Source organism: Methyloversatilis sp. XJ19-13 (genome assembly GCF_024580155.1).
Taxonomy (GTDB): domain Bacteria; phylum Pseudomonadota; class Gammaproteobacteria; order Burkholderiales; family Rhodocyclaceae; genus Methyloversatilis.
In genome coordinates this window covers 301,817-326,704 of sequence record NZ_JANINH010000005.1, presented here as the reverse complement: position 1 = coordinate 326,704, position 24,888 = coordinate 301,817, and the positions used below count along the sequence as shown (strand labels likewise).

At 65.0% G+C, this 24,888-nt stretch carries 23 protein-coding genes and 1 pseudogene; 4 read left to right on the top strand and 20 right to left on the bottom strand.

Annotated elements, in window-relative coordinates:
• From NMQ14_RS09455 to NMQ14_RS09420, 8 genes and pseudogenes are all read right to left on the bottom strand, one after another.
• Positions 1 to 748 (bottom strand): IS66 family transposase zinc-finger binding domain-containing protein (locus NMQ14_RS09455; protein WP_257095493.1); only part of this gene is annotated, 748 nt, incomplete at its 3' end.
• Between the two features lie 85 nt (positions 749 to 833).
• On the bottom strand, positions 834 to 1,175 hold the full coding sequence (gene tnpB, locus NMQ14_RS09450; RefSeq protein WP_257095492.1) for an IS66 family insertion sequence element accessory protein TnpB: 342 nt from the start codon (positions 1,173 to 1,175) through the stop codon (positions 834 to 836).
• 191 nt (positions 1,176 to 1,366) lie between these two features.
• Positions 1,367 to 1,576, bottom strand: a pseudogene (locus NMQ14_RS19835) (transposase); the annotation flags it as partial.
• A gap of 260 nt (positions 1,577 to 1,836) precedes the next feature.
• Positions 1,837 to 2,655, bottom strand: coding sequence for a uroporphyrinogen-III C-methyltransferase (gene cobA / locus NMQ14_RS09440; RefSeq protein WP_257095512.1), 819 nt, complete (start codon positions 2,653 to 2,655; stop codon positions 1,837 to 1,839).
• Entirely contained in the window at positions 2,639 to 3,367 is a 729-nt protein-coding gene (locus NMQ14_RS09435) for a phosphoadenylyl-sulfate reductase (RefSeq protein WP_257095491.1), read from the bottom strand. Before NMQ14_RS09435 ends, cobA begins: the two co-directional genes overlap by 17 nt.
• The gene (locus tag NMQ14_RS09430) at positions 3,364 to 3,978 is read right to left on the bottom strand and encodes a DUF934 domain-containing protein (RefSeq protein WP_257095490.1); all 615 of its coding nucleotides are present in this window, start codon (positions 3,976 to 3,978) and stop codon (positions 3,364 to 3,366) included. Before NMQ14_RS09430 ends, NMQ14_RS09435 begins: the two co-directional genes overlap by 4 nt.
• Positions 3,971 to 5,653 (bottom strand): nitrite/sulfite reductase, encoded by a 1,683-nt coding sequence (locus NMQ14_RS09425; RefSeq protein WP_257095489.1) that lies wholly within the window; start codon positions 5,651 to 5,653, stop codon positions 3,971 to 3,973. The genes NMQ14_RS09430 and NMQ14_RS09425 overlap by 8 nt, the downstream gene beginning before the upstream one ends.
• A gap of 58 nt (positions 5,654 to 5,711) precedes the next feature.
• Positions 5,712 to 6,497: a sulfite exporter TauE/SafE family protein gene (locus tag NMQ14_RS09420; protein ID WP_257095488.1), complete on the bottom strand. Its 786-nt coding sequence runs from the start codon at positions 6,495 to 6,497 to the stop codon at positions 5,712 to 5,714.
• A gap of 109 nt (positions 6,498 to 6,606) precedes the next feature.
• Between NMQ14_RS09420 and NMQ14_RS09415 the strand changes: the two genes are divergently transcribed.
• The 4 genes from NMQ14_RS09415 to xdp1 all read left to right on the top strand — a co-directional run bounded on the left by NMQ14_RS09415 (position 6,607) and on the right by xdp1 (position 12,049).
• On the top strand, positions 6,607 to 7,530 hold the full coding sequence (locus NMQ14_RS09415) for a CysB family HTH-type transcriptional regulator (RefSeq protein WP_257095487.1): 924 nt from the start codon (positions 6,607 to 6,609) through the stop codon (positions 7,528 to 7,530).
• Between the two features lie 66 nt (positions 7,531 to 7,596).
• The gene (locus tag NMQ14_RS09410; RefSeq protein WP_257095486.1) at positions 7,597 to 8,184 is read left to right on the top strand and encodes a PhoX family protein; all 588 of its coding nucleotides are present in this window, start codon (positions 7,597 to 7,599) and stop codon (positions 8,182 to 8,184) included.
• Between the two features lie 104 nt (positions 8,185 to 8,288).
• Positions 8,289 to 11,081: an XrtA/PEP-CTERM system TPR-repeat protein PrsT gene (prsT, locus tag NMQ14_RS09405; RefSeq protein ID WP_257095484.1), complete on the top strand. Its 2,793-nt coding sequence runs from the start codon at positions 8,289 to 8,291 to the stop codon at positions 11,079 to 11,081.
• 143 nt (positions 11,082 to 11,224) lie between these two features.
• Positions 11,225 to 12,049 (top strand): exosortase-dependent surface protein XDP1, encoded by an 825-nt coding sequence (gene xdp1, locus NMQ14_RS09400; protein WP_257095482.1) that lies wholly within the window; start codon positions 11,225 to 11,227, stop codon positions 12,047 to 12,049.
• Positions 12,050 to 12,147: 98 nt separating this feature from the next.
• On the opposite strand, the gene NMQ14_RS09395 is transcribed toward xdp1, so the two are convergent.
• From NMQ14_RS09395 to NMQ14_RS09340, 12 genes are all read right to left on the bottom strand, one after another.
• The gene (locus NMQ14_RS09395) at positions 12,148 to 13,986 is read right to left on the bottom strand and encodes an ABC transporter ATP-binding protein/permease (RefSeq protein WP_257095480.1); all 1,839 of its coding nucleotides are present in this window, start codon (positions 13,984 to 13,986) and stop codon (positions 12,148 to 12,150) included.
• A gap of 227 nt (positions 13,987 to 14,213) precedes the next feature.
• Positions 14,214 to 14,420, bottom strand: coding sequence for a heavy-metal-associated domain-containing protein (locus tag NMQ14_RS09390; protein ID WP_257095478.1), 207 nt, complete (start codon positions 14,418 to 14,420; stop codon positions 14,214 to 14,216).
• A 935-nt stretch (positions 14,421 to 15,355) separates the two neighbouring features.
• The gene (locus tag NMQ14_RS09385; protein WP_257095476.1) at positions 15,356 to 16,747 is read right to left on the bottom strand and encodes a PLP-dependent aminotransferase family protein; all 1,392 of its coding nucleotides are present in this window, start codon (positions 16,745 to 16,747) and stop codon (positions 15,356 to 15,358) included.
• Complete coding sequence (locus tag NMQ14_RS09380) at positions 16,747 to 17,607, bottom strand: Pnap_2097 family protein (protein ID WP_257095475.1); 861 nt, start codon at positions 17,605 to 17,607, stop codon at positions 16,747 to 16,749. The genes NMQ14_RS09385 and NMQ14_RS09380 overlap by 1 nt, the downstream gene beginning before the upstream one ends.
• Positions 17,601 to 18,875 (bottom strand): MSMEG_0569 family flavin-dependent oxidoreductase, encoded by a 1,275-nt coding sequence (locus tag NMQ14_RS09375; protein ID WP_257095473.1) that lies wholly within the window; start codon positions 18,873 to 18,875, stop codon positions 17,601 to 17,603. The genes NMQ14_RS09380 and NMQ14_RS09375 overlap by 7 nt, the downstream gene beginning before the upstream one ends.
• A 17-nt stretch (positions 18,876 to 18,892) precedes the next feature.
• A complete protein-coding gene (locus NMQ14_RS09370; RefSeq protein WP_257095471.1) occupies positions 18,893 to 19,180 on the bottom strand; it encodes an MSMEG_0570 family nitrogen starvation response protein in 288 nt (95 codons plus the stop codon).
• A gap of 13 nt (positions 19,181 to 19,193) precedes the next feature.
• Complete coding sequence (locus tag NMQ14_RS09365; protein WP_257095469.1) at positions 19,194 to 20,390, bottom strand: MSMEG_0565 family glycosyltransferase; 1,197 nt, start codon at positions 20,388 to 20,390, stop codon at positions 19,194 to 19,196.
• Positions 20,383 to 21,402 carry a sll0787 family AIR synthase-like protein gene (locus tag NMQ14_RS09360; protein WP_257095467.1) on the bottom strand — a complete coding sequence of 340 codons (1,020 nt, stop codon included), beginning with the start codon at positions 21,400 to 21,402 and terminating at the stop codon, positions 20,383 to 20,385. The genes NMQ14_RS09365 and NMQ14_RS09360 overlap by 8 nt, the downstream gene beginning before the upstream one ends.
• Complete coding sequence (locus NMQ14_RS09355) at positions 21,399 to 21,989, bottom strand: MSMEG_0567/Sll0786 family nitrogen starvation N-acetyltransferase (protein WP_257095465.1); 591 nt, start codon at positions 21,987 to 21,989, stop codon at positions 21,399 to 21,401. The genes NMQ14_RS09360 and NMQ14_RS09355 overlap by 4 nt, the downstream gene beginning before the upstream one ends.
• Complete coding sequence (locus NMQ14_RS09350; protein WP_257095462.1) at positions 21,976 to 23,163, bottom strand: MSMEG_0568 family radical SAM protein; 1,188 nt, start codon at positions 23,161 to 23,163, stop codon at positions 21,976 to 21,978. Before NMQ14_RS09350 ends, NMQ14_RS09355 begins: the two co-directional genes overlap by 14 nt.
• A complete protein-coding gene (locus NMQ14_RS09345) occupies positions 23,048 to 24,127 on the bottom strand; it encodes a Nit6803 family nitrilase (RefSeq protein WP_257095460.1) in 1,080 nt (359 codons plus the stop codon). Before NMQ14_RS09345 ends, NMQ14_RS09350 begins: the two co-directional genes overlap by 116 nt.
• Positions 24,127 to 24,609 carry an MSMEG_0572/Sll0783 family nitrogen starvation response protein gene (locus NMQ14_RS09340; protein WP_069039341.1) on the bottom strand — a complete coding sequence of 161 codons (483 nt, stop codon included), beginning with the start codon at positions 24,607 to 24,609 and terminating at the stop codon, positions 24,127 to 24,129. The genes NMQ14_RS09345 and NMQ14_RS09340 overlap by 1 nt, the downstream gene beginning before the upstream one ends.
• Positions 24,610 to 24,888: the final 279 nt, after the last annotated feature.

The following is a 24,888-nucleotide window of genomic DNA, read 5'->3' as shown; positions in this document are numbered from 1 at the left end:
CACTTTGTCGGTACAGCGGCAGGTGGTCGCAGTACTTGGCGGTGAGCACGTGGGCGAGCAGCCCGGGGCCGGGCAACCCGCCCATGATCGGGCGGCCGGGGGCGGGCGCCTGCACGATGGTCTCGCACCGGCCACAGGCGAATTTCGGGCGCACGTGGCGCACCACCCTAAAGCGGGCCGGGACGTACTCCAGCTCTTCGGACACGTCCTCGCCGAGACGCTTCAGAGTGCCGCCGCACTGGGGGCAGCCACTGCAGGTCGGTAGATGTTCCGTGCGACTGCGCGGCAGGTGATCGGGGAGCCGGTTGCGGCCCGGGTGTCGCGGGGCGCATTCGATGGGGATGATGTCGGCGAGCGTGGCGAGGTCGGCAAGTCNGCGCGGCAGGTGATCGGGGAGCCGGTTGCGGCCCGGGTGTCGCGGGGCGCATTCGATGGGGATGATGTCGGCGAGCGTGGCGAGGTCGGCAAGTCTGGCGAGATCTGCTGATGCGCCATTGGCCTCGCCGCCTTGCTGCGCCGTGCTCAACCCGAGATCAAGCTGGCCGCAGAGCGCACCCAGCCGCTCCGAGCGGCGACCAAACTGTGCGTGCCGCAGCTTGGCCACCAGCAGTTTGAGCCGTTCGATCTCGGCCAGACGGGCGTCGAGCAGGTGCTTGAGCAACGTCGGGTCGTCGGGCAGTGAGGCGACTTGCGCCGACAGTGCGTCGGCGGTGGCGTCCGGGTCGATGAAGGGTGTCGCGTCACGCATGCAAGCGAGTTTACGCGATCAACTGCTCTGTGAACAGGGGGTACACGCACACCCAAAGCGCTGGCAGCGAGGGGCCGAAAGTGGCTCAGGCAGCCAGTTCGGGGGCGCTCCTGCGCGGGGTGCGCCAGTCGATCCCTTCGAGCAGCATCGACAACTGAGCGGCACTCAGATGAATGCTACCGTCGGCGGCCTGCGGCCACACGAAACGACCGCGCTCCAGCCGCTTGGCCAGCAGGCACATGCCGTCGCCGTCCCACCACAAGAGCTTCACCCGGTCACCGCGCCGGCCGCGGAAGATGAACAGGTGGCCGCTGAACGGGTCCGCCCCCAGGCGCTGTTGCACCAAAGCGGCCAGCCCGTCGAAGCCGCGGCGCATGTCGGTGGCCCCCGCCGCCAGCCAGATGCGGGTGCCGGATGGAATCAGCATCGCGCCGCCAGCTGCGCGAGTACCCGTTCCAGCGTGTCGGCATCGGGCCGGCCTTCGATGCGCAGCCGAACCGTGCCGAACTCGATGGTCAGCGTGCCACCGTGCGCTGCCGTGCGGATGGGTTCGACCGGTGCAGGTGAGCGGGCCGGCTCGCTGATGTGCACCGGCAACAGCGCCAGCTCATCGTCCCCGAGCAGGCCGTCCTGATACAGCTTGCGCCACAGAAAGATCTGGTTGGCGTTGATGTCGTGCTCGCGCGCCACACGCGATACCGATGCGCCGGGTGCAAAAGACGCTTCCACCACGGCGCGCTTGAACGCGGCCGGATGACGCTTGTAGGGACCGCGCTTGTACGCGCGTCCCGTTCGGGGGTTTGTGTCCCTGATCTCCTTTGTGGACACAACATTGAGGTGCCCGAGTGCGGGCGATGATTACGCGCTGGATCAGGGAAGGGAAGACGGTGGCGGTCGGACGCTTACCGATTGCGCACCCAGATGCAGTTTGCAATCGTTGAAAAACGACGGGGGCGTCAATGCCCCCGTCTGGTCAAAGCTCTACCTAAACGCTACACCGTTCGATTCCTCAAGAAGGACCTTAAATGAACGGCATTACTCGCTTAGCGAGGCCTTTTTTTTGTGGTTGCGCACCTTCGTAGTGCGAATCACGCGGAGGCTGCGTTCGGGGCGTTCCGCGAAAGCGATGCAGACTGATCGATCCGTTGCTCCAGCACTTCCCGGAACACTTCGCCCAGCATGACCAGTACCGCGCCGTCCGGGGCGTCGTTCGTCCCGAGCAGTTCAGACACCGGTCGTGCCGCGAGCCCGGACAAGGTGGTCAGGCATTCACGTGACGACGGAAGACTGGCGTTTTCGATGATTGCCACGGGCGTGTCTGAAGCTCGTCCGCAAGATAGCAGTTCATGCGCGATGGCCATGGATTCGTGCGACGCCATGTACAGCGCCAGTGTCGGCACGTCGGCATTTGCCCGTACAGCCTGCGAGGGACTTTCGCCTGCACCAGCGCGCGGCGTGAGCAACGCGACGGCGCGTGACAGGCCGCGCCGCGTCATGGAAACCCGCAACTGGGCGCAGGCGGCACTCGCTGCCGTGATGCCGGGCACGACTTCGTAGTCGATGCCTGCTTCCGCGAGGGCATCCATCTCTTCCTGTGCGCGGCCGAACAGCATCGGATCGCCGCCCTTCAGTCGAACCACTACGGTATGCGTGCGGGCGGCGTGTATCAGTTGCTGGTTGATGAATCGCTGCGCGGTCGAATGCCGACCGCAGCGTTTTCCAACCGAAATGCGTTTCGCCCGCGTTGCGAGGGCCAACACCTCTTCACCGATGAGTGCGTCGTGCAGAACGACATCGGCCTCGGCAAGCAGCTTTGCGGCACGCAGCGTGAGCAGATCCGCCGCACCGGGGCCTGCACCGACCAGCCATACCTTGCCGGCCCGTCGGGAGTCAGTCGCCTTTGACATGCAGACCGCACTCCTTGCTTTCCGGGTTCTCCCACCACCAGCGACCCGCGCGGATGTCCTCGCCGGGCGAAATCGCACGCGTACAGGGCTGGCAGCCGATGCTGGGGAAAAACTGTTCGTGCAGTGCGTTGTACGGAACGCCTTCGGTCTGGATGTACACCCACACCTCGCGCTCGGTCCAGTCGGAGAGCGGATTGAATTTCTCGATCCCGTGCGCCTCGTCGAATTCGCGCAACGGAAGGTCGGCGCGCGTAGTCGACTGCTGCGCCCGCATGCCGGTAATCCACGCGCGCTTGCCGGCCAACGCTCGCTTAAGTGGCTCGACCTTGCGCATGCCGCAACAGGCCTTGCGCAGTTCGACCGAGTCGTAAAAGCCGTTGATGCCGTGCTTGCGCACGTACTCCTCCACCGCCTCATGGCGCGGAAACCAGGTGACCGGGTGTGCGCCATAGTGCTTTTCGGCCTTCGTCATCAGGTCGTAGGTTTCGGCAGGCAGCCGGCCCGTATCGAGTGTGAAGATCTCAATGTTGATGTCGTGCCTCTGAATGAGGTCGGTCAGCAGCATATCTTCGGCACCCATGCTGCTCGCAAAGCCGATCGGCTGAAACTCGGCTGCGGCAAGCCTCAGCCGGTCGATCGCTGCCGTTGTCTTATCGGCCACCTTCACGCGCAGCGCGTCAGTTACGTTCGGGTGGATCATCGGATTACTCATGCGCCAGCTCCCGGCGCTGCGCGCCGTCGAAATACCGGTGGCTGGCCATCGGTCGATGTCTGGTAAGGCGTCGTGAAGTCCTTCAGTGCGCCGATGCAGCGCTCCGCCTGCTGATCGGCGCGCAGCAGATAGGCATCAAAGCCGCAGCGATGGAAGAAAAACATCTGGTCGCGCAGCACGTCGCCAAGCGCCCGCAACTGGTTCCGGTAGCCGAATCGGGTGCGCAGGATGAAGGCGATCGAGTAACCGCGGCCGTCGATGAACTTCGGGAAGTTCACGCCGATCAGCGGAAGTCTGTTCAAGTTCCCGCCCAGACTTTCAGCCAGCTCGGCAGGTTCCTCGTGGCTGTCAAGCCAGACACCGATCTCGCCATCGTCGGCGCGTGTGGCCAGTTCGTCGCGGCGGCGGAGCCACACGGACAGCGGCAGCAGCACCTTGCCCGCCGGAATGTCGCAGGCGGAAATCACGTCGTCCGACGCCGCCGGCTCACCGGTGAGCTTGAACAGCACCACCTTGCCGGCCGACTTGCGCACCGGCTCATGCGTTTCGGGCAGCCGTACCCAGGTCCAGTCGTCGGCCACCACTTCGGTGCCGCGGATCAGCTCAGCCATGAGTCACCTCGGTCTTCTTCGTGGATTCGCCATAGACGCGTGCCTTGAATGGGGCCATGCCGATCCGGCGTACGGTATCGATGAAGCGTTCTTCCGGTGTGCGGTGTTCGACGTAGGTGTCGACCAGCTTCGTGACGACGCCTGGCACTTCTTCGGCCGCGAACGAAGGGCCGATGACATCGCCGAGCGAGGTTTGGTTGCCCTGCGAGCCGCCGATCGATACCTGGTACCACTCGGCCCCGGTCTTGTCGACGCCGAGAATGCCGATGTGACCGACATGGTGATGGCCGCAGGAATTCATGCAGCCGGAAATGTTCAGTTCCAGATCGCCGACGTCGTACAGGTAGTCGAGATTCTCGAACGCCTCCTGGATCGCCTGCGCGATCGGGATCGACTTCGCGTTGGCCAGCGAGCAGAAGTCGCCGCCCGGGCAGCAGATGATGTCCGTCAGCAGCCCGATGTTCGGCGTCGCGAGTCCGTGCGCGCGGGCGCTCAGCCAAAGTTCGTAAAGGTCGGCCAGCGCGACGTCGGCCAGCACCACATTCTGTTCGTGCGATACGCGCAGTTCGCCGAAGCTGTAGCGGTCTGCCAGATCCGCCAGTGCGTCCATTTGCTCACAAGAGATGTCACCCGGCGCGACACCGGTCGGCTTCAGCGACAGCGTCACCGCGCGATAGCCCGGCCGCTTGTGGCCGCATACGCAACGCGACACCCAGCGGGCGAAAGCGGGGTCGGACGCGCGCTTCGCATCGAAGCCTGCGTCGGTCGCCGGGCGCTCCGGGGCGTCTGGATCGGTGAATGCGGCGCTCGCGCGGTCAAGTTCGGCTTGCGTCACGGTAGCGATGCCATCGCGTTCGAGTTTCCACTCTTCGTCCACCTGGCGTGCGAACGCCTCGGCGCCGATGGCCTTCACCAGAATCTTGATGCGCGCCTTGTAGGCGTTGTCGCGACGACCATAGCGGTTGTACACGCGCAGCACGGCGTCGAGATAGGTCGGCAGGTGCTGCCACGGCAGGGCGTCTTGGATGACGCTGCCCAGTATCGGCGTGCGGCCCATGCCGCCGCCGACGATGACGCGGGCCAGCACTTCACCCATTTCGCCGCGGTACAGCTGCAGGCCGACGTCGTGCGCATATGTCACGGCTCGGTCTTCCAGTGTGCCGCTGACCGCGATCTTGAACTTGCGCGGCAGGAAGGCGAACTCCGGGTGGAAGGTCGACCACTGGCGCAGTACTTCGCAGTATGGACGCGGGTCGACGATCTCATCCGGCGCAATGCCTGCGAACGGGTCGGTCGTGATGTTGCGGATGCAGTTGCCCGAGGTCTGGATGGCGTGCATCTCCACCGTAGCGAGTTCGGCGAGGATGTCGCCGGTGTCTTCCAGCTTCGGCCAGTTGAACTGCATGTTCTGGCGGGTCGAGAAGTGACCGTAGCCCCGGTCGTAGCGGCGACCGACGTCCGATAATTTGCGCAACTGGGTACTCGACAGCATGCCGTACGGAATGGCGACACGCAGCATCGGCGCGTGCCGCTGGATGTAAAGGCCATTCTGCAGGCGAAGCGGCCGGAACTCGTCGTCCGACAGTTCGCCGGCGAGGTTGCGTTGCAACTGGTCCCGGTACTGCGCGACACGCTCGAGCACCAGCGTATGGTCGTATTCGTCGTAGCGATACATGGATGCGTTCTTCCGTCCGTCGGCGCCCGCCGGCAGGCCGGGTCACCATGTCAATGATTCAGCCTAGAAGGTTCAGGCTCAGCTTGCCGCCAATGCCGAACAGCATGGTCGCCAGCAGCGGTCGAAGAAAACGTTCCGGCAAGCGCGCGGCCACCTGGCTGCCGATCGCGATGCCGGGCAGCGAACCGATGAGCAGCGCTCCCAGCAGCGCCCAGTCGACGTTGCCGAGCCACCAGTGTCCAAGTCCGGCCACCAGCGTGAGCGGCACGGCGTGGGCGATGTCGCTGCCGACAATGCGCACCGCCGACAGGCGCGGGTAGAGGAATACCAGTGCTGCTGTCCCCAGTGCGCCGGCGCCGACCGAAGAGATTGTGACCAGCACGCCGAGTATGGCACCCGTCCCAACTGTCAGCGGGTGCAGATTGCGCTCACGCCATTCGCGAATGCCCGGCCGTTCGGCCACGGCCTGCAGTCGCTTGCGAAACAGCAATGCACACGCCGTCAGCACCAGCGCAATTCCGAGCGTACCGCTGATGATCGATGCACTGCCATAGGCGGAGCTGGAATGCGTCGATAACCACCACAGTGTCAATGCCGCCGCCGGCACGCTGCCGGACCCCAGCCCGGTCACGATGCGCCAGTCCACAGTCTGATTGCGCCCGTGCACCAGCGCGCCACCGGCCTTGGTCAGTGCGGCGTACAGCAGGTCGGTGCCGACGGCGACCGCCGGGTGGATACCGAACAGCAATACCAGCAGCGGCGTCATCAGCGAGCCGCCGCCCACACCGGTCAGTCCGACGATGGCGCCGACGAAGAAACCGGCGATGGAATAGCCGAACTCCATATCTATATAGGCGGAAGCGCGCGTAAAGCACGCAGCTTAGCGGGGTAGCAAGATAATCGGAAATGCTTTGAAGTAAGATTCAAATCACTTTCAGTGCTAAAGGTCTGCAATGAATCTGCAACAACTGCGTTACGTGGCCGAAGTCGCCCAGCGCAACCTGAATGTGTCCGAGGCAGCGCGGGCGCTGCACACCTCGCAGTCCGGCGTGTCGCGGCAGATCAGCTTGCTGGAATCGGAGCTGGGCGTCGACGTGTTCATCCGGCAGGGCAAGCGGCTGATTGCCGTGACGCGCCCGGGCGAAGAAGTGGTGGCGATCGCACGGCGCATGCTGCGCGACATCGGCGCCCTGCGGCAGGTCGGCGAAGAATACGCGGTCGGCGAGCGTGGCCGGCTGACCATCGCCATGACCCACACCCAGGCGCGTTACGTGCTGCCGCGCATCCTGCCTGAGTACATGCGTGCGCATCCCGAAGTAAAGGTCGCGCTGCATCAGGGCAATCCGACGCAGTGCTGCGAATACGTTCTGTCCGGCGAGGCCGATCTGGCGATTGCGACCGAAGCGATCGACGAATACGACCAACTGGTCAGCCTGCCCTGCTACCAGTGGAACCGCTGCCTGATCACACCACCCGGCCATCCGTTGCTCGAGCAGACGCCGCTGACGCTGGCGGCCATCGCCGAATGGCCCCTGATCACCTACGACTTCGCCTTCACCGGCGGTTCCACCGTCAATCGCGCCTTCGCGGCGCAGTCGCTGTCGCCCAACATCACGCTGAGCGCCATCGACGCCGACATCATCAAGACCTATGTGGCACTCGGTCTGGGCGTCGGCATTGTTGCGCAGATGGCGTTCGACCCGGAGCAGGACCGCACCTTGCGCGCAATCGACTGTGCCCACCTTTTCGAGCCGAGCACCACCCGCATCGGCCTGCACCGCAACGCCTGGCTGCGCGGCTACACCTACGACTTCATCGAGCAGTTTGCGTCCGCGCTGAGCCGTGAAGTGGTCGATCAGGCGCTCGGCCGCGGCTGAACACCTTCACGAGGCGGTAACCTCGGGCGGCGACAGTGCGGGCAACGACTTTCCGGGCTTGCCGCCATGACTGAACTTCATGCAGATCCGCTTCATCCGCTGGTGCTCGATGCCGACACCGGCGTTGCCGAACTTGCAGGAGTGCGTTATCTCGCCAGTCAGCCGGTAAAGGCCAAGGACGGCCGCACCGTGCTCTACCTGACCGAAGCATCGCGGCCGATGCATCTGTTCAAGTTCGTCGGTCCGGCGGCCTCCAGCGGCGCGCTGCCCCACGGCACGCTGTATGTCGCCAGCCTGGGCACCGACGGCGCATGCGAAGGTCACGGCAGATGGCTTCCTCTGGTACTGGCGCGCCACGGTCTTTCGGTGCGCGACGGCTACGAAAGCCTGCAGGCCATCCTGGCCGACCCGGCTGATGCCGCCAGCCGCGCCGGCGCGTCGCACATCGAAGGACTGTTTGCACCCCAGGCGCGCAACGATGGCGGTGTATTGCTGCAATGCGATCACGCGACACCGGCACTCGTCTGGCGCGAGGCGCTGGGTGACGCGGCAAGCCTCAGCTTCGCATGGCACTGCGCGGCCGCAGCGGAAAGCGTCGCTACAAATCTTCACCTTCAGCGCATCGGCAGCGCTGCTGCGCGCTTGCGCGGTTAAGGCGGCTGCAGTCGGCTGTTTGCCGGCAGCCGCCGTGACATGGTCACGGTGCCGCCTGCCGGACGACTTCTATAATCGGAAGTCGATCCGCATTCCCGTATTCCATGAAACGTCACCTCTGGTCACTGATTGCATCGATCCTGTTTGCAGGCGTGCTGGCATCTTCGACGGCCTTTGCGGCTGATGAAGCCAGTCGCTATTACGAAGACGCTCTGGTCCGCTACGAGCGCAAGGATGACGCCGGCGCGATCATCCAACTGAAAAATGCGCTGAAGGCCGATCCCGGCCTGCTGGCTGCCCATCTACTCATGGGCCGGGCGGCGCTGCGGAAGGGGGATTACGCTGCTGCGGAGGTCGCACTGCGCGAAGCTCAGAGACGTGGCGTGTCGAGGGCCGAGTACGTACTTGCCCTCGGTAACCTTCTTCTGGCGACCGGTCGGCAGAGAGAGCTGCTTGAAAGCATTCAGCCTACAGAGTTGCCGGCGGGGCTGAAGTACGATGTATTGCTCCTGCGCGCGCAGGCTCATACGGAAATGGCGCAATACGCGCTGGCTCTTGCGGCAGTGAAGGATGCGCAGACGCTCAATCCTTCGGCGTCTCCCGCGCTTGCTCAGCACGCGAGAATCCTGTTGGAAGCGGGGCGGGCAGACGAAGCTGCCACACTTGCCGAACAAGCCACCACTGCAAATGCTTCTGATGCGGATGCCTGGGCAACCCGCGCGTCAGTGGCTTACGCCACCGGAAAACTGCCGGCTGCGCTAGCCCACTATGAGCGGGCCATTTCGCTCAAGCCCGAACACGTAGATGCCCTGCTCGGTCGCAGCTCGGTGCTGATGGACACGGGCCGCATGGCCGATGCACGCGCAACACTTCTTGTATTGTCGAAGGCAGAGGTGAAGGAGCCGAGGGCGTCCTACCTGCTTGCAGTCATCGCCGATATATCAGGAGATCGAAACGCTGCCCAGGCGTTGCTGGGCGAGGTCGTCGGCCTCATTGATCCATTGCCGCGCAGCGTGCTTACCAGCCGATCACATCTTGCTCTCATTGCGGGCCTTTCCCATCTCGGCCTTGGCGGCAAGGTCAAGGCAAAGGAATACCTGCAGCTTCACACGCGTTTTTTTCCATCTCAACTCGCAGCCCGCAAACCCCTCGCTTCGTTGCAAGTCGAGGAGGGAGACGCGGCGTCCGCGATACTCACGCTTGAACCTGTAATGCGGAGTGGCACCCGGGATCCGGAAGTACTTACGCTGGTGGCGAGTGCATACAGCAAGCTGAAGCGTCACGACCGTGCCACCGAGTTGCTTGAGGAGGCGTCCAGACTCGGTGCTTCTCCTGAAGTGCAGACTTCGCTCGGACTTAATCTGCTTGGCTCCAAGCAAACCGAACTTGGCGTAGCAAAGTTGCAGGATGTCCTCCGCAAGGATCCGGCGCAGGCGCGGGCCAGTACAGCGCTCGCGTTGCATGCATTGCGCGAGCGGCAACCCAGGCAGGCGGTGGAACTGATGGAAGTCGTTACCCGGCGGGAGCCCGACAACCTTCCTGCGCTCAATGTTCTTGGTGTGGCGCGTGCGGCCGCGGGCGATTTTGCCGGTGCGCGCAAGGCGTATGAAATGGCGCTTGCGGGCGACAAAACGTTTGATAGCGTGAAACTCAATCTGGCCCGATTGGATGTCGCTGAAGGCAAGCCGGATCAGGCACGCGCGCGGCTCGATGCTCTGCTCAAGGAAAATCCGGATCATTCTTCCGCCCTGTACGAACGGGCGATGCTGGACACGAAGCAGGGGCGTCTGGAACAGGCTCAGCGGGGATTCGAAACACTTCGCGAAAAAAATAAGAAGCACGTGGGTGGCCATGTCGCTCTCATAGACCTTTATGTCCAGATGGGAGCGCTGGACAAGGCGCTTGAGCTTGCCAAGGACTCGACTTCTAGTCAGCCGGGCTATCTCGCGGTGCAGGCAGCACTCGCGCGTGTTCAACTTGCAAAGGGGGACCAGTCAGGCGCTCGCTCCACCTTGAATTCGATGACGCGAGTCGCCGATTTCGATCCCGTTGCGCAATACAAGATCGCGCGCATGCAGCTGCAGGCCGGTAACCCGTCCGGTGCTGCCTACAGCGTGGAAAAGGCGCTGCAGGGAGACCCCGGGTTCATGCCAGCGAAGATCATGCAGGCTGAGCTGCTGCTTGCAGAGGGGGCCATCGATCGGGCGGACGGGCTGGCGCAGGCGTTGCTCAAGGGACAAGCGGCAACGCCCGATGCTTTCAAGCTCGCCGGCGACATTGCCTTCTTGCGCGGCCAATGGCCGGCAGCAATTAGTCACTACCGCAATGCGCTTTCGCGCGGCGCAGATGCAGAGTTGGCTGGCCGTCTCTACCAGGCGCACGTGCGATCGGGCAACAAGACGCAAGCAAGAGCGTCCATTGAGGAGCTCGTTCGGAAGCACCCACACGACAATGCGATGAAACTTCTTCTATCGCAGGTGCAGATTGAGGCCGGCCAGCTGCGCGAGGCAAAGGCGACGCTGGAAACCGTGCTCAAGGCAGGTGAGTCGGCGCCCGTGCTGAACAACCTCGCGAATGTTCAATGGCAGCTCAAGGATCCGCGCGCGCTGCAGACGGCCGAGCGTGCGTTCAAGCTTGCTCCCGGCGAGCCTGTGGTGCTCGATACGCTCGGCTGGATGCTGGTGCAGCAGGGGCAGATGGACGCCGGGCTGCAACACCTGCGGGAAGCGCGTCTGCGTGATCCGGCGAACCCGGAAATTCGGTATCACCTTGGTTGGGCGCTCGCTAAATCCGGGCGCAGCGCAGAGGCGCGGCAGGAACTCGATGCCGCGCTTCAGCCCGGCGTCGCCTTTCCGGGTGCCGAGGCAGCGCAAATTCTGCGCGCCGAACTCAAGTGAGGCCACCATCGACTGTCGAGTTTATTTACAACACACATTTTTGCATTCTTTAGTTGTTTGTTTCTATTGAATAAAAACAAAGTGGACTCTAAATTGCTTTGGTGTAACAACAAGTTGCATCATCCGCACAGCGAGGAATTGAGATGAACCGTACAGCCCTGAACGTTCTGAGTGCCGCCGTTATTGCGGGTCTTTCCGGCGTCGCTTCCGCAGCGACCTATTCATGGGGTCTAGACTCCGTACTGGCGACTAAGACGTCCGCTGCGGGCTTCGTTACCGAGACCGAGTACTCGAAGTTGCAGTACAGCACGGGTGGCGCGACGATGACGCTCCAGGCGTACGCCGACACAGGAGCTTCTTCGGCGATAGAAGCGGCCTACCTGACGTTTCAGGGTTCGTGTTGCGTCGGTGTGACCAGCCGGGAGACTGGTAACAATGGCAATAATGAGACTACGGGGAGTGCTACAGGCTCGAACACAGCGACGGGTTCTGCCCGGTCCCCTGAGCATTCTTTCGACAACGCAGGCCGTACGGAACTGCTTCTGGTGTCTTTTGATCAGGCTCTCAGCATCAGCTCCCTGAGCTTCGGCTGGGCGCAGACCGACAACGACTACAAGCTCTACGCCTTCAACGAAACGACCAACAGCTTTGCTTCGACCGGAGCGGTGACCGGGAAGACGCTCGGAGCGCTCGGCGCTGGCTGGGCTCAGGTTGGAAGCGCATTCGAAGGAACCCAGTCGGGGAATACCGGCGGTACGCGTGACACCGACAACAGCGTGTATTCGCGTTACTGGCTGATCACTCCGGGCGGCACCGACGGAGTCCGCAACGACTACACTAAGCTGTCGACCATTGCCGCAAAGACTGCTCCGCCGCCTTCGACTGGCGTGCCGGAACCCGAGTCGATCGCCCTGATGGGTGCGGCGCTGGCTGGCATGGTGTTCGTTCGTCGTCGCAGGCAGGCCTGATCGAATCGGGACGGGACGAAAAAAAACCGCGCACTGCGCGGTTTTTTTTCGTCTGTACGCTGCATTCGGTTTTCCCCATCGCGCAGATTGAATACAGGTCAGATGGCTTCTTCCTCCTGCGCCTGCAGTGCCCACATCTGTGCGTAGGCGCCATCCTGCGCCAGCAGTTCGGCGTGCGAACCGCGCTCCACGATGCGGCCGGCGTCCATCACCAGGATCTGGTCTGCATCCATGATGGTGGACAGCCGGTGCGCGATGATCAGTGTGGTGTGGCCGCGCGCCACCTGTTCCAGCTGCGACTGGATGGCCTGTTCGGTTTTCGAGTCGAGCGCCGATGTGGCTTCGTCGAATATCAGCACTGGCGGGTCCTTCAGCAGCGCGCGTGCAATGGCGACACGCTGCTTCTCGCCGCCGGACAGCTTCAGGCCGCGCTCGCCGACCTTGGTGTCGTAGCCGTCGGGCAGGCGGACGACGAAGTCGTGCAACTGCGCGGCGCGGCTCGCCGCTTCGACCTCTTCCGCCGATGCGCTCACCCTGCCGTACTGGATGTTGTAGTGGATGCTGTCGTTGAACAGCACGGTGTCCTGCGGAACGATGCCGATTGCGGTGCGCAGGCTGTCCTGCGTGAGCTTGCGGATGTCGGTGCCATTAATCGTGATGCGCCCGCCGCCGCTGTCCACGTCATAGAAGCGGAACAGCAACCGCGCCAGCGTCGATTTGCCGGAACCTGACTGGCCGACCACCGCGACCCGGCCGCCGGCCGGTATCGTGAAATCGACGTCGTGCAGGATCTGGCGCGCCGGGTCGTAGCTGAAATTCACCTGCTGGAAGCGCACTTCGCACGGTCCCGGCGGCAGGGCTTTCGCGTCCGGGTCGTCGGCGATTTCACGATGGGTATCCATCAGGCCGAACATGCGTTCGATGTCGGTCAGCGATTGACGGATCTCGCGGTACAGCACGCCGAGGAAATTCAGCGGGATGTAGAGCTGGATCATGAAGGCATTGACCAGCACGATGTCGCCCAGCGTCATGCGCCCTTCGGCCACGCCGACCGTGGCGCGCCACATCATCAGCGTGACGCCGATGGCGATGATGAAAGCCTGGCCGATGTTCAGGTAGGACAGCGAAATCTGGCTGCGCTCCTGTGCCCGCTGCCAGCGCGCCATCTGTTCGTCGTAGCGGCGCGCCTCGAAGCCTTCGTTGTTGAAATACTTCACCGTTTCGTAGTTCAGCAGGCTGTCGATGGCACGTGTGTTGGCCGCCGAATCCAGCTCGTTCACTTCGCGCCGCAGCTTGGTGCGCCAATTGGTGACGACCACGGTGAACGTGATGTAGATCGCCAGCGTGATTGCGGTGATCAATGCAAACGCCGCTTCGTACTTCACCGCGAGGATGCTCAGCACGAGGCCCATCTCCACCAGCGTCGGCAGGATGGAATACAGCGTGTAGCTGATCAGCGAGCCGATGGCGCGGGTGCCGCGCTCGATGTCGCGCGTCAGTCCGCCGGTCTGGCGTTCGAGGTGAAAGCGAAGTGAAAGGGCATGCAGGTGCTGGAACACCTGCATCGAAATGCGCCGCACCGCCTGTTGCGTCACGCGTGAAAACACGATTTCGCGCAGTTCCGTCAGCAGCGAGGTCGAAAAGCGCAGTGCGCCATAGGCCGCAAGCAGGCCGAGCGGTACCAGCAGCGGTGCCGCTTCGAGCGCACTCTTCTGCATCGCGGCGGCTGGCGTCAGCGCGTCGATCAGCTGCTTGAAGATCAAGGGCACCGTCACGTTCGCACCCTTGGCGCCGATCAGGAAGGTGAGCGCGATCAGCACGCGCCACTTGTAGGCCCAGAGGTAAGGGAAAAGGCTTTTGAGGGTGTCGAGATCCCGGCGGCGGGTGCCGGGTGGAGCTTCGGGCGCGGGCAGGGGTGCAGCAGCGGAGTGTCTCATCGCTCAATTGTAAGGTACGGAGCCGGCGCCACACGGGCTGTCGGCACCGGTTTCGCGCGGATGGCCTACAAGTCATGCGTGAGGCAGGGCGGGCGCAGAAACGCCGGCATGTGATGGCAGGCATCCACCGGATGTTCCCCGACAGGCGCCTGAATTGCAGGCGGACGCTGATCGCAGCGCCTGGCGGCAGCCGGTTGCCGGATCGAAGCGGGCCCGGTGCGAGCCGTTCAACGCTGAACCGGAAAGCCGCCGTCTTCAAGTACGCGGCAGATGTCGTCTTCCGACACAAGCGGGCTGTGCTCGATGCTGACCGTACCGGTTTCCGGCGAAACGTCGACGCTGTCTATCCCCGGGAGCTCATGGACGATGTTGACGATGTCCGCCGCACAGTCGGGACCTTCGATACCGGACTCAATGATGACAGTGGTGTGCATGGTGCAATCTCCAGCGAGGATCTGGTCTTCGGCGGGGTCACGGATGGAGTGCCGATGCGCCGCGCTCGAGGCATTGTCGGGTCCCTCAGGATACCCGCGCAAAGACCTCACGCGCGATGCAAGAATCTGTTCGCGATGTATCACTTCACCCTGAATCGCACGGCGTCTTCGAACAGAATGAAAACCGCATACTCTGAAAGGTGGCTTCATTCAATGAATCGTTGGCAAGGCAATCTGACGGGATTGAATCACGACAATCCACAGGGGCAGCCGCATCCATGAAGACAGCCCATAGATAACTTGCCGCTGGTCGCATCCGCCAGCGCGGCAGACTTCTCCGCCCTGTCACGTCTCTGTTCGCCACACTGCAAGACCTTTCGGCCGCCACGTCCTGCGGCCGCTTTCCGCGGGCGTACACTCGACCCGATAGTCTCGGACTTGACCATCGGCCTCACGCGACCTCCGGGGTTCGCTGGCCCGAGTGTTATCAATAACGGTGCTGGCACTTTCGAAGCCCGGTTTGGTGTGTCCGTGAAGCTACCCATGCCAGCCGTCAACACAAGGGAGAGCTTCGTGCTTTTTTACTTGGCCGGTGACGACGATTCGAACTTTGTTTTCCGTCGATACTGCGAATTCGATCTACACGTGGAACGCACACATTGAACCACTGCATGACCGAGCCCGTCGGACTCGTTTCTGCAGGATGCTGCAATAGTGGATTTCGCCAGTCTTGGTTTCGACTGCGGGGCAGAGGGTTACTCGAATCCGGGAGTGAGCGTCACGGCCTCTCTCGCGCCGCTCTGGCAGACTGTCACGTGCGATACACGGTCGCACACGGCTCGATAAAGGAACTGAATCAAGTTGGCCGTTTGGCCTCTTGGTCGATTTAAGTGTATCGCGCGATCCTGACACGCCGATTCCGGAACCCGACTCCACTACATCACCGTCGAATGCGGTTGCAGCGGATGTTCCAGCGTATCGGCGATCAGGCGCAGGGCGATGTCGCAATCGTCACGCGACATCGGGCCGCCCAGGCACACGCGCACCGCGTCGGGTGGTGTGCCGTCGGTGCTGAAGGCAGCGCTGGCGACCACGCCGACGCCCTGCGCGCGCAGGTAGGACGCAAATTCCACCACCGACCAGTCGGACGACAGCGGCAGCCACAGGTGAAAGCCTTCCGCGTGCGCCCGCATCGCGTGGCGGCCGAGATGGCGTGCGGCCAGCGACTGACGGAACATCGACTCGGCGCGGATGGCGTCCAGCATCGCGTCGGCGGTGCCGTCGGTGATCCAGCGCGTGGCCAGCGCGTTGGTGACCGGCGAGCACATGACGGTGGTGGCGCGCAGCGCGCCGGCCAGCCGTTCCGCCTGGCGCGGGCCGGGTGCGTGCACGAAGGCCGAGCGCAGGCCGGCGCCGAAGCACTTCGACAGACCGGTGATGTAATAGGTGAGTGCCGGTGCCAGCGTGGCCAGCGGCGGCGGGGTGTCGCGCGGCAGCATCGCGTAGGCGTCATCTTCGATGATGGGCACGGCGTAGCGCAGCGCGACATCGGCCAGCGCCTCGCGCCGGGCACGCGTGATCGTCGCGGTGGTCGGGTTCAGCAAGGTCGGGTTGCAGTACAGCGCACGCGGTTTCAGCGTCCGGCACGCGTGTTCGAAGGCGTCGGCGCTGGGGCCGTCGTCGTCCAGCGGCAGCGCGTGCAGCTGCACACCGAGCTGGGCAGCGATGGCCTTGATGCCCGGATAGGTCAGCGACTCGACGCAGATCAGTTCGCCCGGCCGCGCCAGCAGCGACACCAGCGCGGTCAGCGCGGCGTGGATGCCCGGGCAGACCAGCACCCGTTCGATTGCGCACAGCGGCAGCCGGCGGCGCAGCCACGCGACGCCGGCTGCGCGGTCGTCGCGCGTGCCACCGAAATCCTGGTAGCGCAGCAGGTCGTACCAGTCTGAATGCACCATCACCTGCGCTGCACTGTCGCGCAGGCGGGCGATCAGTGCAGGATCCTGCGGTTCGGGCGGCAGATTCATCGTCATTTCCGCGCCGCTGCCGCCGCGCAGCGCGAGGCCGGGCGTGGCCCCGCGCACGAAGGTGCCCATGCCGGCGCGCGAATCGATCAGGCCGCGCTTGCGCGCCTCGGCATAGCCGCGCGCCACCGTTGTGTAATTCAGTTCGAGGTAGTCGGCCAGTTCGCGCAGCGTCGGCAGACGGTCGCGCGCGGCCAGTCGGCCACTGCGCACATCCTCGGCGATCAGATCGGCAATCAGCAGATAGGCCGGCTTGTTGCTCGACCGGATGCGCTTGAGCCAGATCTGCGAGGTCTTGTCCATCAATCGGCTCGTCCGACGAAGCGCTTGCGCGTAATGACATCGGCGATCGCGAGGTCGTCGGCCCGGCGCACGATGCGGCAGCGATGATGGAAACCGTCAGGCTCCGCTCCGGCCTCCAGCAGTTCGACACGCACCGCCTCGCCCGGGTCGATATTGCCGTGGAAGTACAGCGTCCGCTCGGCGGTGACCGCCGGGCGCAGGCCGTACCAGGCAAACTCAGCACGGTCGACCAGCGCCTGGAAGGTGGCGAAGTACAGGAAGCCGGCACCGTTGAAATCACTGTTCGGGCAGGGCGTGAAGTCAAAGCTGCGAAGCATTTCACCCTCCTGCGCCGCGGTGCGGTGCGCCCGGCCGAGCGACTTGAGTTCGGCTGCGGCCGCCGTCAGCGTGGCGTCGCCAGACATCAGGTCTTCGCTGTCCGACAGCATCTGCGCCTTCGCAACGCTGCGGTTGCCGCCACCCGGTGCGCGGCGCACCAGCGCCGACAGCAATTCGATGCGCGCTACGCGCGTGTTGCCCATGCGTACCGTCTGCGCGCTGTAATGCTGCGCGCGGCCGTGCGGCACCAGCCGCGCCAGCAGCGCGAATGGCGCGTGTTCGGTCACCGCGTCGAGTTGCGCCTCACACAGCCGCACTGCGGTCAACGCCGCATAGCTGCGGTGACCGTCGATGTTGGCGAAAGCCGGTTCGTCCAGCCCCTGTGCGCGTGCGATGGCCATCCAGTGCAGGTGGGCGCATTCCTTCAGCAGCCAGTTTTCCGACAGGCCATACAGTGCCAGTTGCGGCATGCCGGCCTGATAATGCTGCAGCAGCGCGAGCGTGGCGCGCGGCTGCAAGTGGTTCGCGTCCTGCATCAGCATGTGACGGCCTCCTCCCGTTGAAGGTGCCGGGGCGCGAAGGCGGTCACCTTCTCGGTCAGCCAGGCGGCGTCGCGCGCCACGCCGGAAAATCGGCCCGAGCCCCAGGTGTACAGCCAGGGCAGACCGAGGAAGTACAGGCCCGGTTGCTGTGTCACACCGCGTGTGTGCACCGGGTCGCCGCGACCGTTGAATACCGGCGCGTCCACCCAGCGGAAATCCGGGCTGAAGCCGATGCACCAGATGACGCTCGTGATGCCGCTCGACGAAAGGTCGAGCGTCGTACGCTCGGTCGCGGGTGCCCACACGGGTTCGTAGACCGACGGTGGTGGTGCGTCGATGCCGGCGCCTGCGATGTATTTGTCGATCGCGGCATTGATGCCGTTGTAGATGCGGTCGGCGTGGTCGAGCGCGGCGCCCAGGCCGGGCTGGAACGCGAGCGTCGTACCATCGAGATCCTGCAGCAGGCCGTACAGTTCCATGCCTTCGAGCGCGAAGCGGCGCAGGTCGATGTCGCGCCCGCCGTCGCGGCCGGTCACGTAGTGGTTGGTGTTGTCGCGCACGCCTTCGCGCAGCGGGTGCTCGGTCACCGGCATGTCGTAATAATTCATGTCGGCCAGCCAGTCGACCACGTCGCGTCCGCGGTAGAAGCGCGCGCAGCGCGGCGCATCACCGACCGCGAGATGCACCTTGCGCCCCGCCAGATGCAGATCTTCTGCAATCTGCGCGCCGGACTGCCCGGATCCGACCACCAGCACCTCGCCCTCGGGCAGCGCGGCCGCGCTGCGGTACTGCTCGGAATGCAGTTGCACGATGCCGGCTGGCAGGCGCTCGGCCAGCCGTGGCACGATGGGTTGGTGATAGCCGCCGCTGGCCACCACGACCTGGTCGGCGGTCCAGTCGCCGTCCGACGTGATCACGTCGAAGCCGCCCTGCACACGCGGGCTGACGCGACGCACTGTCACGCCTTCGCGGATCGGCGGCGCCACCTTGCGGCGGAAGGCGGCAAGATAATCAATGATTTCGGTCTTTTTCATGAAGCCGTGCGGGTCCGGCCCGTCATAGGCGTGACCGGGCAATGCGCACTGCCAGTTCGGCGTCACGAGGCAGAAGTTGTCCCAGCGCTGGGTGCGCCAGACGTGCATCGCGCTGTGCTTTTCCAGCACCAGATGGTCGATGCCGGCCTGCTGCAGGCAATGGCTCATCGACAGGCCGGCCTGGCCGCCGCCGACGATGATGACCGGCAGATGAGACGGGGAGGATGGGGGCATGGCAGTGACTCCGTGGTTCACTCGTCGAAGGCGAGCATTTCGATCTGCGCATCGGGCTGCGTGGCCCAGCGCGCAGCGTGCTGCTCGATGTCGGCCAGTTGGTCCATCGCGGCCGAACAGGCGAATCCGTACTTCGCGCGTACCCGCTCGGATGCGATGTGCAGCGCCTCGCGCACCGACGCCATGAATTCCGCCAGTGGGTAGCAGGTGCCCGGCGCGAAGTAGTCCTTGATCACCAGAGAGGGCGAATAGCAGCGGGTTTCTGTCTGGTCGGGCCAGCGGACCCGGAAGTGCATGGCGGGCATGGTGCAGATCTCTCTATGTGGATGCAGGCGGAAGCAGCGACGCCCGGTACAGTTCGGCGTGACGCCGGGCGCTGGCCGGCCAGCTGAAGCGCCGGCACACCTCGGGCAGTTCGTAGCGCAACACCTCGGCGCGGCGCGGGTCGCAGGCGCGGCGCATGGCGCGGGCGATCGACTGGGCGTCCTGCGGGTCGGCCCAGCTGACGTCGGTGTCGCCCAGATATTCGGTGAAGGGCGCAATCGACGACACGACGACCGGCGTACCGCTGGCCAGCGCTTCGAGCACCACCAGGCCGAATCCTTCGCAGGTCGACGCCATGACGAGCACGTCGGCGAGGCGGAACAGCGCCGGCATGTCGGCATCGGCCAGCGTGCCGGCGATGACCACGTCGCGGGCATAGCCCACGGTCAGGCCGCTGTCGCGCAGGTCGGCCTGGAAGGCGCGCGCATAGCCGTCGTGGTCGAGCAGGCTGGCGCCGCCGGCGATCACCAGTTGCGCGCCGGGCAGATCGGCCTTGAGCAGCGCAAAGGCTTCGAGCACGCGCCGCGTGTTCTTGCGCTCCTCGACGCCGCCGACGGCGAGGAACACCGGGCCGCGCCCGGCGGCTTCGGTGATGCCCAGCCGATGCGCGAGGATGAGGTCGCCGTCGCCCGGCTGTGCCGAGTAGCGTTCGGCGTCGACGCCGTTGTTCACGCGCTGCGCGTCGATGCCGAAATCGTCGGCCAGCCGGTCGCGCCACAGATCGCTGACGCACAGCACGGTGCGTGCGCACTGCACGCCGCGCGCCTGCCAGGCGGCGAGCCGGCTGTCGTCGAACTCGTCGAGGTGGTGCACGGTGCGCACGAAGCCGTCGATCAGACCCTGATCTTCCAGTGCGGCCAGCGCGTTGGCGCTGATGCTGTCCTGCGCATGCAGGATGTCGAACGGCCGGGTCGCCAGACGTGGCGCGAGGTGGGCGACATACGCGCCGATGCGTTCGCTGACCATGTCGACCACGCTGCCCGGGGCGCCGGCCACCGGCACCGGTTCGAAGCTGCACGCTGGCGCGCGGAACAGGCGCTGCCCGGGTGCGGCCGGTGCGAACATCGTCACGTCATGGCCGTCGCGCTGCAGCGCCTGCGCCAGTTCCAGCGTGTGCACCACGCCGCCGCGCGGATTGACCGAATGGGTCAGCAGGCCGATTTTCAGCCCCGCTTGCAGTGCGTCAGCCATGCGCCGCCTCCGCCTCCGCCTCCGCATGGGCCGTCGTCGCGGCGAGAATGAAGGCCTGTTCGGCGACATTCCACAGCAGCGCGCGTTCGTCCTGCAGGGTCAGCCACACCTCGGGCGAAGCGGTCACGCGGCCGATGCGCGCCGCGGCAATGTCGCGTTCGCCGAAGCGCTCGATGACGCGGTCGGCGTGGGCCGGACGCACCGACAGCAGATGGCCGAAGCTCGGGAAGGACAGCAGCCAGCGCAGCAGCGGCACGCCGTCCGGGCGCGGCACCGTGTCAAGATCAATCGACGCACCGACCTTCGAGCACTCGAGCAGCATCAGCGCGGTGCCGATCAGACCTGCCATGCTGACGTCCTTGCCGGCGTCGCACAGGCCGGCTTCGGCCAGTTGCGGCAGCAGCTCGATGTCGCCGCGCAGGCGATCGGCCGGCGCCTGGGTCGACGCGTTCCAGTACGGATAAGGTTCTTCGTAGGCCCCGCGCAGGTCGACCGCCAGGATCAGGTCGTCGCCCGGCCGGGCCGCGAAACTGGTGATGAGCCTCTTCGCGCGGCCGAGGATGGCGACCGCCAGCTGGCCGTGCGCGGCGCGCTGATTGCTGTGGCCGCCGACGATGGGCACGCCGTAGCGCGCCGAGGCCGCGGCCATGCCTTCGAGCACCGGCGACGAGGCGTCGGCGCCGTCGCTCCACAGCGCGTCGACCACCGCGATCGGCCGCCCGCCCATGGCGCAGATGTCGCTCACATTCACCATGACGCCGCAGTAGCCGGCGAACCAGGGCATGCGTGACACGAACTGTTCGACCAGCCCTTCGATGGCGAACAGCAGCCAGCCCTCGCCGGACGGATCGGCGATGGCGGCGCAGTCGTCGCCAATGGCCACGGCCTGCGCCATGTCCTGCACGCCGCCGGGCAGTGCACGGCCGAGAGCGTCCATCACGTCGCCGATGTCGCGCTTGTGCGCGAAGCCGGGGCTGCCGCGCAGCGCGTCGACGAGGGCGTGCAGATTCACGCGGCAACTCCGCTGCGCGCAGCCGTCGAGCGCGTGACGAAGCCGCTGAACACGTCGAAACACGGCGGGTAGTGATCGAGTTCGGCCTGCATCAGCCAGTGCGCCCGGCCGTGCAGGGTTTCCGGCTGCAGCGGCTTCCAGTGCAGGCGGCGGAACAGCGGCAGGTTCTGCGCCTGCACGTGGGCGAGGAAGGTGTGGCAGCCGCGCGCGTGCGCGCTGGTCACCGCGAGCCGGATCAGCGTCGCGCCGAGCTTGCCGTGGCTGCGGAATGCCGGCGCCACCGCGAGGCGCGAGCCCCACCACAGGCCGGGTTCGCCGGAACGCCGGTCTTCGTGGATGCGCACCGTGCCGACCACCTGATCCGGCATGCCGCCGACCTGGGTGACGGCGACGATGAGCTGGGCGTGCGCATCGATGGCGTCGATGTCGTCGCCATCGAACACGCCCTGTTCTTCGCAGAACACCGCGCGCCGCAGTCGATGCGCTTCGCCGCGCTCCCACGCGCTGTCCGCCCACTTGATGCGGAATTCGCAGGGCGCGAAGTGCGCCGGCAGTTCGCAGTACCCGACCGGTTCAGCGTGCTGCATGGTGAGTGTCCGGTTGGTGAGCGTCCTGCTTCTCGTACGACGACAGAGAGGAGCAGGCGCCGCACTTGCCGCAGCCGGCCTTGATGTCGGTCGAGCGCAGGCCGGCGTCGGACAGCATCGCGCCCAGCGGTTCGAGAATGGCGCGCATGAAGGCCGGGCTCGGAGCGGGGTGATCTTCCAGCGGCGTGCCGCTGATCGGCACGAAGGGCACGACGAAGGGATACACGCCCAGGCCGATCAGTTTCGCGCTGATGTCGAGGATGGCGTCCGTCGTGTCGCCCAGCCCGGCCAGGATGTAGGTGCTCACCTGGCCGCGGCCGAATACGGCGACCGCAGCTTCGAACGCCTCCATGTAGCGCTCCATGGACACGGCCGCCTTGCCCGGCATGATCTGTTCGCGCAGCGCCGGCGTGACCACTTCCAGGTGCATGCCCAGACTGTCGATGCCGGCCGCCTTCATGCGGGCGAACCAGCGGTCATCGTCCGGCGGCTCGCACTGTGCCTGGATCGGCAGGTCGACCGCGGCGCGCACGGCAAAGGCGGAATCGCACAGCACCTGCGCGCCGCGGTCCGGCGTGGCCGGCGTGCCGGTGGTCATGACCATGTGCTTCACGCCGTCGAGCAGCACCGCGGCGCGGGCGACTTCGGCCAGCTGTTCCGGGGTCTTGTGCGCAATGGTGCGACCGGCCGCCAGCGACTGGCCGATCGAGCAGAACTTGCACGACTTGCGCCGGCTTTCATACCGGATGCAGGTCTGCAGTACCGTGGTCGCCAGCACGTCGGCGCCGTGCAGCGTTGCGATGTGCGAGTAGGGCACGCCATCCAGTGTCTGCAGCGCGTAGAAGCGCGGCTGTTCAGGAAAGCGGATCTGCGCGATCGGAATGCTGCCGCGCTTCAACTGCACGCGGCCGTCGGCGTCCGGCGCTTCTGCGATGAACGGCGAGTTGAAGGCGGAGCCCGTATGCACCGGCACCATGATGGTCGTGCCGTCCACGGTCACCGCCTTGTGATCGGACGGCCCGGCGCCGCCGCGCCGGCTCGGTGCGCCGGCGCCCGGATCAGCCAGCCGCAAGCCGAACGACTGCAGTTCCGTCATCAGCGCCGTCGCCTGCTGACGGTCGGTCGATTTGCGGTTCGATTCGCGGTTCGCTTCGAAAGTCGGTGGGGTGCTCATCGGAGGTGCTCCGGACAGGTTCTGAAGTGGATGCCATCGACACGACCGGACGTGCCGGGCGGTCGTTGATGGCGAGGCTGAGCAGTTCGGGCCGCGCGTAGTGGCCGACCGAATCCATCATGCGTTTGCGCTTGGTGACCAGCGCCATGTCCAGATCGGCGATCACCATGCCTTCGCCTTCGGTCAGTGGCGGCGCCAGATGCACGCCTTCGGGCGACACGATGGCGGTGCAGCATCCGCCGCGCAGCGCCTTCTGCAGGCCGGCGTCGGGCGTGATGGACTGGATCTGCGCGTCGCTCAGCCAGCCGGTGGAATTGATGACGAAGCAGCCCGCTTCGAGCGCGTGATGGCGGATCGTCACTTCCATCTGGTCGGCGAATATCTGGCCGACCATCGAACCGGGAAACTGCGCGCAATGGATTTCCTCGTGCTGCGTCATCAGCGCGTAGCGCGCCAGCGGGTTGTAGTGCTCCCAGCAGGCCAGCGCGCCGACGCGACCGATGGCGGTGTCCACCACCTTCAGGCCGCTCGCGTCACCCTGACCCCACACCATGCGTTCGTGATAGGTCGGCGTGATCTTGCGGCGCTTGAGCCGCAAGCTGCCGTCGGCGTCGAACACCAGCTGCGTGTTGTAGAGGCTGCCGTGGTCGCGCTCGTTCACGCCGAGCACCACCACTACGCCGCGTGCGCGCGCCCGTTCCGCGACCGCCTGCGTCACCGGCCCGGGCACCGTCACCGCCCGTTCGTACAGCTTCAGGTGCGCCGCGCCCATCAATACCGGCGGCTGCACGAAGGAGAAGTAAGGGTAGTAGGGCAGGAAGGTTTCCGGGAACACCGCCAACCGCGCACCGCGGTCCGCCGCCTCGTCGATCGCCGCCAGCACGCGCGCCAGCGTGCCGTCGGCCGATTCGAGGTCGGGCGCGATCTGGATCGCGGCGGCGCGGACGATGCGGGCGGAAGACATCACAATGTCCAGGTGTCGAGGATGAAGGCGTTGTCCTTGCGGTGCAGCAGGATGATGTCGAGCACGTCGAGCGGGTTGATCGGCGTGATGCCTTCGATCAGCGACCCTTCGCCGTGACCGTAAAGCGCCTGCAGCGCGAAGCGGCACGCATAGACCTTGCCGCCTTCGGCGATGAACTTGGTGATCTGGTTGTTGAAGTTCTGGTGGCCGGGGAAGGCTTCATCGCCCAGCGTCGGGAAGCCGCGCTTGACGCCCAGCGTGACGCCCGGACCGTACAGCAGGATCGACGTGTCGAAGCCCTTGCGCTTCAGGCGGGTAGCCTGAAGCAGATTGACGAAGCCGATCGAGCCTTCGAAGGCGACGGTGTGAAAGGTGACCAGCGCCTTCTCGCCCGGTTCGGCTTTCACGTCCTCGAACACCTTCTCTTCGTAATCGACGAGGAATTCACCTTTCTGATTGGCGGGCTTGGTAACTTTCGGCATGAGAACTCTCCTGTGGGGTGGTCGACCGGGTCAGTGCGCTCTGACGGCGCTCCCTGTCCTGTGCACGCTGCGTGCCATGCCGGCATCACCGCCTGCGATCAACATGCGATCAATGAACACACGCGCCCGCCGTGGCCGTTGACAGATTTTCACCGTCGCTGAAATGTCCTTTCCGGATCGGGGTTTAGGGGTGCCTTTACGCACCGCGATGGAGCATTCGCCATGCAATCAATGCACCCGATCATTCATCCGGATCGCAACGGATGAGCGTCGGTGCCG

Bases quoted from the DNA above. Each gene is read 5' to 3' on its own strand.
- tnpB (WP_257095492.1), bottom strand. From the start codon at position 1,175: ATGCTGATTCCATCCGGCACCCGCATCTGGCTGGCGGCGGGGGCCACC.
- cobA (WP_257095512.1), bottom strand. From the start codon at position 2,655: ATGTCAAAGGCGACTGACTCCCGACGGGCCGGCAAGGTATGGCTGGTC.
- NMQ14_RS09435 (WP_257095491.1), bottom strand. From the start codon at position 3,367: ATGAGTAATCCGATGATCCACCCGAACGTAACTGACGCGCTGCGCGTG.
- NMQ14_RS09430 (WP_257095490.1), bottom strand. From the start codon at position 3,978: ATGGCTGAGCTGATCCGCGGCACCGAAGTGGTGGCCGACGACTGGACC.
- NMQ14_RS09425 (WP_257095489.1), bottom strand. From the start codon at position 5,653: ATGTATCGCTACGACGAATACGACCATACGCTGGTGCTCGAGCGTGTC.
- NMQ14_RS09420 (WP_257095488.1), bottom strand. From the start codon at position 6,497: ATGGAGTTCGGCTATTCCATCGCCGGTTTCTTCGTCGGCGCCATCGTC.
- NMQ14_RS09415 (WP_257095487.1), top strand. From the start codon at position 6,607: ATGAATCTGCAACAACTGCGTTACGTGGCCGAAGTCGCCCAGCGCAAC.
- NMQ14_RS09410 (WP_257095486.1), top strand. From the start codon at position 7,597: ATGACTGAACTTCATGCAGATCCGCTTCATCCGCTGGTGCTCGATGCC.
- prsT (WP_257095484.1), top strand. From the start codon at position 8,289: ATGAAACGTCACCTCTGGTCACTGATTGCATCGATCCTGTTTGCAGGC.
- xdp1 (WP_257095482.1), top strand. From the start codon at position 11,225: ATGAACCGTACAGCCCTGAACGTTCTGAGTGCCGCCGTTATTGCGGGT.
- NMQ14_RS09395 (WP_257095480.1), bottom strand. From the start codon at position 13,986: ATGAGACACTCCGCTGCTGCACCCCTGCCCGCGCCCGAAGCTCCACCC.
- NMQ14_RS09390 (WP_257095478.1), bottom strand. From the start codon at position 14,420: ATGCACACCACTGTCATCATTGAGTCCGGTATCGAAGGTCCCGACTGT.
- NMQ14_RS09385 (WP_257095476.1), bottom strand. From the start codon at position 16,747: ATGGACAAGACCTCGCAGATCTGGCTCAAGCGCATCCGGTCGAGCAAC.
- NMQ14_RS09380 (WP_257095475.1), bottom strand. From the start codon at position 17,607: ATGCTGATGCAGGACGCGAACCACTTGCAGCCGCGCGCCACGCTCGCG.
- NMQ14_RS09375 (WP_257095473.1), bottom strand. From the start codon at position 18,875: ATGCCCCCATCCTCCCCGTCTCATCTGCCGGTCATCATCGTCGGCGGC.
- NMQ14_RS09370 (WP_257095471.1), bottom strand. From the start codon at position 19,180: ATGCCCGCCATGCACTTCCGGGTCCGCTGGCCCGACCAGACAGAAACC.
- NMQ14_RS09365 (WP_257095469.1), bottom strand. From the start codon at position 20,390: ATGGCTGACGCACTGCAAGCGGGGCTGAAAATCGGCCTGCTGACCCAT.
- NMQ14_RS09355 (WP_257095465.1), bottom strand. From the start codon at position 21,989: ATGCAGCACGCTGAACCGGTCGGGTACTGCGAACTGCCGGCGCACTTC.
- NMQ14_RS09350 (WP_257095462.1), bottom strand. From the start codon at position 23,163: ATGAGCACCCCACCGACTTTCGAAGCGAACCGCGAATCGAACCGCAAA.
- NMQ14_RS09345 (WP_257095460.1), bottom strand. From the start codon at position 24,127: ATGTCTTCCGCCCGCATCGTCCGCGCCGCCGCGATCCAGATCGCGCCC.
- NMQ14_RS09340 (WP_069039341.1), bottom strand. From the start codon at position 24,609: ATGCCGAAAGTTACCAAGCCCGCCAATCAGAAAGGTGAATTCCTCGTC.